6 protein-coding genes are annotated in these 6,380 nt (G+C 35.7%); 1 reads left to right on the top strand and 5 read right to left on the bottom strand.

From position 1 onward, the window contains the following. Window positions 1-233: 233 nt before the first annotated feature. Window positions 234-923 (bottom strand): DUF4294 domain-containing protein, encoded by a 690-nt coding sequence (locus tag NHF50_RS13160; RefSeq protein ID WP_109570098.1) that lies wholly within the window; start codon window positions 921-923, stop codon window positions 234-236. 82 nt (window positions 924-1,005) lie between these two features. Here NHF50_RS13160 and NHF50_RS13155 point away from each other — a divergent pair, with 82 nt between their 5' ends. After that, a complete protein-coding gene (locus NHF50_RS13155; RefSeq protein ID WP_109570097.1) occupies window positions 1,006-2,094 on the top strand; it encodes a M42 family metallopeptidase in 1,089 nt (362 codons plus the stop codon). 48 nt (window positions 2,095-2,142) lie between these two features. Here the strand turns inward: NHF50_RS13155 and NHF50_RS13150 are convergent, their stop codons facing one another. The 4 genes from NHF50_RS13150 to NHF50_RS13135 all read right to left on the bottom strand — a co-directional run bounded on the left by NHF50_RS13150 (window position 2,143) and on the right by NHF50_RS13135 (window position 6,373). Next, window positions 2,143-2,529, bottom strand: coding sequence for an ankyrin repeat domain-containing protein (locus NHF50_RS13150; RefSeq protein WP_252776890.1), 387 nt, complete (start codon window positions 2,527-2,529; stop codon window positions 2,143-2,145). A gap of 173 nt (window positions 2,530-2,702) precedes the next feature. Then, entirely contained in the window at window positions 2,703-3,650 is a 948-nt protein-coding gene (locus tag NHF50_RS13145; protein WP_109570095.1) for a phosphoribosylaminoimidazolesuccinocarboxamide synthase, read from the bottom strand. Window positions 3,651-3,803: 153 nt separating this feature from the next. Further along, window positions 3,804-5,237, bottom strand: coding sequence for an alpha-amylase (locus NHF50_RS13140; protein WP_252776889.1), 1,434 nt, complete (start codon window positions 5,235-5,237; stop codon window positions 3,804-3,806). A 185-nt stretch (window positions 5,238-5,422) separates the two neighbouring features. Further along, window positions 5,423-6,373 carry a PhoH family protein gene (locus tag NHF50_RS13135; protein ID WP_252776888.1) on the bottom strand — a complete coding sequence of 317 codons (951 nt, stop codon included), beginning with the start codon at window positions 6,371-6,373 and terminating at the stop codon, window positions 5,423-5,425. Window positions 6,374-6,380 lie beyond the last annotated feature (7 nt).

Below are 6,380 nucleotides of genomic sequence, written 5' to 3'. Positions count from 1 at the left end.
TATTTAAAAACATATCTCGGCTGATTTGCGGGTGCAAAAGTAGTAGCTTTTTCCATTCTCGCAAACTTTTTTATGCCTTTTTTTGAAAGTTTTTTTTACTAACCCTGAAACACAATAACTTACAAGAAAAACTTTTTTTAACCCTTCTAAATATATAACAAAAATGAAGTGCTAAATAAGAAATATCTCTAACCAATTAAAATGTGAGCTTAATCGAATTATTCAAAGAATAACTATTGTTTACCGAGTTCTTTTGCTTTACGCTCTTCTCTCGCTTTTTCAATTTTGGCTCTCCAAGTTGCAGCCAATTCTTTTAAATCTATAGGAATTGCAGGATCCTGCTTAACTAAATGCCCTTGACGAAAAGCTGTAACCAGTATACTTTCGATATGAAAATCTTCTAATTCGTCAAAAGGCCGGTATTCTTCTTTGAGATCAATATTAAAAAGTTTAGCTGTATTGTTTGACCAAAAAGCCTTCCAACCGCTTTTATAATCTTTAATCAAATCAAAAGTCGACTCACCGGTTTGCCTGTAAATTAACTTAACCAGAATCTGTCCGTCTTTACGAGATAGTTTCTTCAATCGAGGTTCAAACTCTTCCTGCAGGTACTTCTCTACTATTTTAAAGTATTTCTTTTTTTCTTTTTTAGTTTTCAACTTAGCCATTGTTTCATTAAGCTGCTTAAGTTTTTCAGCAGTGGCTTTTGCATAAGGATAAGTTTTATACACCCTCCTCTTTAATATAAGTAGCTTTCTCCGTTCAGCCTCTAAAGCGGTTTCTTCTCTGGAAACTACCACTTCTTTTAATTCTATTGAATATAGAACAGCCGAATCCTGTGCCGTTACTTTTAATGTATCGGCTTCCTGTGACCATAAAAAGTTATTAATTCCTATTATAAAAAGAAAAACAGCTATTCTCATACCTTAAAAAATCAAATCAAAAATAAGCAAATAATCATAAGTGTACGAATCTATTTCATAATTTAGCAAAAAATTAAATTTTATGAGTACAAGTTCAATACTAAATGAAAAATCACTGGAATTTTTAGAGCAATACTTGAATAATGCTTCTCCGACAGGCTATGAGTCTTCCGGTCAAAAAATATGGATGGACTACCTAAAACCTTATGTTGATACTTTTATTACGGACACTTACGGAACAGCTGTAGGTGTTGTAAATCCGGATGCTCCTTATAAAGTAGTCATTGAAGGGCATGCTGATGAAATTTCATGGTATGTTAATTATATTACCGATGACGGTTTGATCTATGTTATCCGAAACGGAGGTAGTGACCATCAGATCGCTCCTTCAAAAAGAGTTAACATTCATACTAAAAAAGGAATTGTAAGAGGTGTATTCGGTTGGCCAGCCATACACACAAGAACCAGAGATAAAGAAGAAACAGCCAAAGTAAGCAACATCTTTATTGATTGCGGATGCGACAGTAAAAAAGAAGTGGAAGAATTAGGTATACATGTAGGTTGTGTGATAACCTACCCTGATCGATTTGAAGTTTTAAACGGAAATAAATTTGTATGCAGAGCTATTGATAACCGTATGGGGGGGTTCATGATTGCTGAAGTAGCCCGTTTAATTCACCAAAACAAAAAGAAACTTCCCTTCGGATTATACGTTGTCAATTCCGTTCAGGAAGAAATCGGTTTACGCGGTGCTGAAATGATCACACAAACAATCAAACCTAATGTTGCTATCGTAACTGACGTTTGCCACGACACTACAACCCCTATGATCGACAAAAAAATCGAAGGAGATCTGAAAATGGGTCGCGGACCGGTTATTGCATATGCTCCTGCAACACAAAATATTTTACGTGAGATGATCGTCGATACTGCCGAAGATAACAAAATCCCTTTTCAACGCCACGCTTCCTCAAGGGTTACCGGAACTGATACTGATGCTTTTGCTTACAGTAACGGAGGAGTAGCCTCTGCTCTTATTTCTCTACCGTTGCGCTACATGCACACAACTGTAGAAATGGTACATCGTGAAGATGTTGAAAATGTTGTTAAGCTAATCTACGAGACTTTGCTTAAGATTGAAAACGACAATAGTTTTTCCTATTTCAAATAAATAAAAAAGGCACCGTGAGGTGCCTTTTTCTACCTTAACAAATAGTAATTATTTCTTTTCCATCGCTTTAGTAAGTAATTGGGCAGCTTCATTTGAATTACTTCTTTTCGCATGATCTAAAGCTGTTAACCCATTATAATCCTCTTTTTCCAAATCAGCTCCTTTTTCTATTAACAAATTCATAATCCCTGTATTGTTATACATTGCAGCGTACATTAAAGGAGTCATTCCTCTGGTTGTAGTTTCATTAACATCTGCTCCGTATTCTATCATAATTTTTACTGCCTCTAAATCACCTTTACTGATTGCAGCACACAATGGTTTTGAATCATACATCTCAGAAACCGCTGTATGAGAAACATTAAAATCAGAAGCGCTAACTGCTGTTGTAGCCATTACAAGAGCTAAACCTAAATAACCGATCGTTTTTTTCATGATATAAAATTTAAATGATTAATGATTGATGCTAAGTAGACGCTCTCTTTTCTTATTTGTTACAGTATTTTTGTGCAAAAAACTTTATTTAACTTTTATTTAATATTACAAAATGTTCAAGAGTATAAAAAAACCACGCATTGCGTGGTTTTCGTTTTATCTTAAGTTAAAAGTTACTTTTTCAAATAAGCTATAACATTTTTTTCAATTCTGTCTGTAAGATCCGAAATATCAGCTTTTTCAAACTTTTCTCCTGTAATATTTTCATAGAGCTCAATGTATCGATCGGAAACAGATTCTATATATTCCTCTGTCATTTCCGGAATCTGTTGTCCTTCTTTTCCCTGAAAACCATTAGCGATCAACCATTGACGCACAAACTCTTTTGACAATTGTTTTTGCGCTTCGCCTTTGTCTTGTCTTTCCTGATAACCTTCAGCATAAAAATAACGTGAAGAATCCGGTGTATGAATCTCATCTATTAAAACAATTTGTCCGTCTTTAGTTTTTCCGAATTCATATTTCGTATCTACTAAGATCAACCCTCTTGAAGCCGCTATTTCTGTTCCTCTTTGAAATAAGGCACGAGTATATTTTTCTAAAATCTTATAATCTTCCGGAGAAACAATTCCGTTTTCCAAAATAGCTTCTCTTGAGATATCTTCATCATGGACACCGAAATCGGCTTTTGTCGTCGGTGTAATTATCGGCTCCGGAAATTTATCATTTTCTTTCATTCCTTCCGGTAATTCCACTCCGCATAAAGTTCTTTTTCCGGCAGCATATTCACGAGCGGCATGTCCGGACAAATATCCTCTGATTACCATTTCTACTTTGAAAGGAGTACATAAATGTCCTACTGCAACGTTAGGATCAGGAGTTGCTATAAGCCAATTCGGAACGATGTCTTTAGTCAGCTCCATAAAACGTGTGGCTATCTGATTCAGGATTTGTCCTTTATAAGGTATTCCCTTTGGCATCACTACGTCAAAAGCTGAAAGCCTATCGGTAGCTATCATGACTAATAATTCGTCATTGATATTATAAACTTCCCTTACTTTACCTTTGTAAACGGATTTTTGTCCCGGGAAATTGAAATTAGTTGAAGTAATTGTGTTCATTCGGTTGTTTGTAATCTGAGCTTATCTCAGTTGTTTATTTGTAGTTAAACGAATTGTGTATGCAAATGTAATCTGTTTACCAATATTACCAAAAAACAATTTTGCTTTTGTTATAAAAAAAGTCATTTCAATTAAGAAATGACTTTTCACCTTTTACATATTTATTGACCAGACTGAATAGCCTTTTGGCGGACACTCGATTTTAACCCATTGATCACTTTGGGTTGTTGGATACCAACCGGAATTACCGGTAAAATCTTTAATCTGAGTATTGCTCCAGTTTGTTTGTATCCATCTTTCCTGCCATGAATCAGAATTGTTCAGATACACAATTAATCCCGGATTTCCGTTATAACCGTTTCGACGTGCTATATATTCATCAGTATCCGTATAAAGGATCGTTGTATTTCCGGTCGCTTTGTTATTATGTATCCAGATCAGATTGTTCAACTTACTTTTATCTAACCACTCCTCATAATCTCTGTAAAAAATAGTCGGATATCCTTCGTGCGTCAAAATATAAGCATACGCTAAGTATTTATTCCAAATTTCGTCTGTATCATGATTAGTAACAAACGTCACTGCTTTATACGGGTTTCTTTTCCACATCATGTCGTCATTCAAAACATTCAGATTATTTCCGTCAAAAGCATCATTCATTTTATAATAACAAGCAAAATCAAAAACAGAACTATTTGCATTATTAGCCCACCATTCTAAAGTATTTACATTTGAATCCCAATATTCTCCCACAGAAAAACCGCCTACACTTGCATTCCAATCGTGAACCACCCATGGTCCGAAGCCTTTTACATAATCAAAACGCCAACCGTCAAACCCTATTGTATTCTTGTAATATTTTGCAACAGCATCTGAACGGTTCCAAAGCCAGTCTTGCACATAAGGATTAGCATGGCAAAGATCCGGATAGCCGCCAAATGAACCTTCATCATTATTTCCGTAACTGTTTTTATAGAAATCATGATAACTTCTCAAAAATTTACCGGATGCCACTCCCGAAAAATCAGTCCAGGTATCTGTACCTGTGTAAGGATTCGTCTCAAGTTGACCGCCACTATTATGGTTGATTACAATATCTGCATAAACCTGCATGTCCTCAGTATGTGCTTTATTAATAAGTGACACTAATTCTGCTTTCGAACCGAATCTGGTTTCTACTGTTCCATTTTGGTTATAGTCTCCTAGGTCAAAATAATCTGTCGGATCGTATCCCATAGAATATCCTCCCCCCTGTCCTTTTGAAGCAGGTGGTAACCAAATGGCATTTATTCCGGCATCAGACCAGGCCGTTACTTTTCCTTTCACCGTATCCCACCAGACTCCACCGCCTGTAGGATCCCAATAAAAAGCCTGCATCAAAACCCCTCCTCCGGGACCATTTACAAACTTTCCGGTTTCACCGGTATTACCAGTACTAAAAGGTTTTCCATCATGTTTTGTTACCTGAATTGCTTTAAATTCTTTTGAAGAAGTAGGAACGTCTGATTGTTCTTCCTCTTTATCACAAGATAAAAATGAGAACAACACACATGACGCTAAAATTCCTACGTGTTTTTTTAGTTTCATATATTTAGTTTTTAGTGATTTAAAACCTAAATTAATACAAAATCAATAAAAAAATACACTTAAAAATAAATATATCTCAACTAAAACGTTTTCGTGTTAATAAGTTATTAAAAAAATAAACTTTTTTAATAAATAAAAAGCCGATTACAAATGCAATCGGCTTTTTATAACTATTTTACGACAATTTAATCATGATTTTCAATGCTCTTATAGGCATCAATTATTTTTTTGACCAATTTATGTCTCACAATATCTTTATCGTCTAAATACAACATGCCAATACCTTCCACATCTTTCAATACCAGAATAGCTTCTTTTAATCCCGATATTGTCCTTCTTGGTAAATCGACCTGCCCCGGATCGCCGGTAATGATAAACTTAGCATTGCGTCCCATCCGTGTCAAAAACATTTTCATCTGGCTATGAGTCGTATTTTGTGCTTCATCTAAGATCACAAAAGCGTTATCCAAAGTTCTTCCCCGCATAAATGCAAGTGGTGCAATTTGTATAATTCCTTTTAATATGTAATCTTCCAGTTTTTCCGGCGGAATCATATCACGCAAAGCATCATATAGTGGTTGCATGTAAGGATCAAGCTTCTCTTTCATGTCTCCGGGAAGGAATCCCAGATTTTCTCCTGCCTCTACAGCCGGTCTCGTTAATATAATGCGTTTTACCTGTTTCTCCTTTAATGCTTTTACCGCCATTGCTACTCCGGTATAGGTTTTTCCGGTTCCGGCAGGACCAATGGCAAACACCATATCATTTTTCATAACCAAGTCAACCAGTTTTTGTTGATTTGGCGTCATTGCCTTGATTAATTTCCCCCCTACGCCATGTACCAGAATCTTATCTCGGTCGTGCATCTGCTGCGGTTCATGGTTGTCCGTTTCCAAAACACGTAAGATCACATTCTCGTCGATACTGTTGTAACGAGTAAAGTGAAGCATTAATCTGCGAAATTTAGTTTCAAATTCATCCAGAATCTCTTCTTCACCATATACTTTTAAAGTGGCTCCTCTCGCTACAATTTTAAGTTTCGGATAAAATTTCTTAATAGCTTCTAAATTAATATCTTGAGGACCCCAAAAATCTTTGGCAGTGATATCAGTTAATTCAATTATTCTTTCGTTCAAAGGCTTT

Source organism: Flavobacterium sp. NRK F10 (assembly GCF_024054235.1).
Taxonomy (GTDB): Bacteria; Bacteroidota; Bacteroidia; order Flavobacteriales; family Flavobacteriaceae; genus Flavobacterium; species Flavobacterium sediminis.
This window is presented reverse-complemented; position numbering and strand designations above follow the sequence as displayed.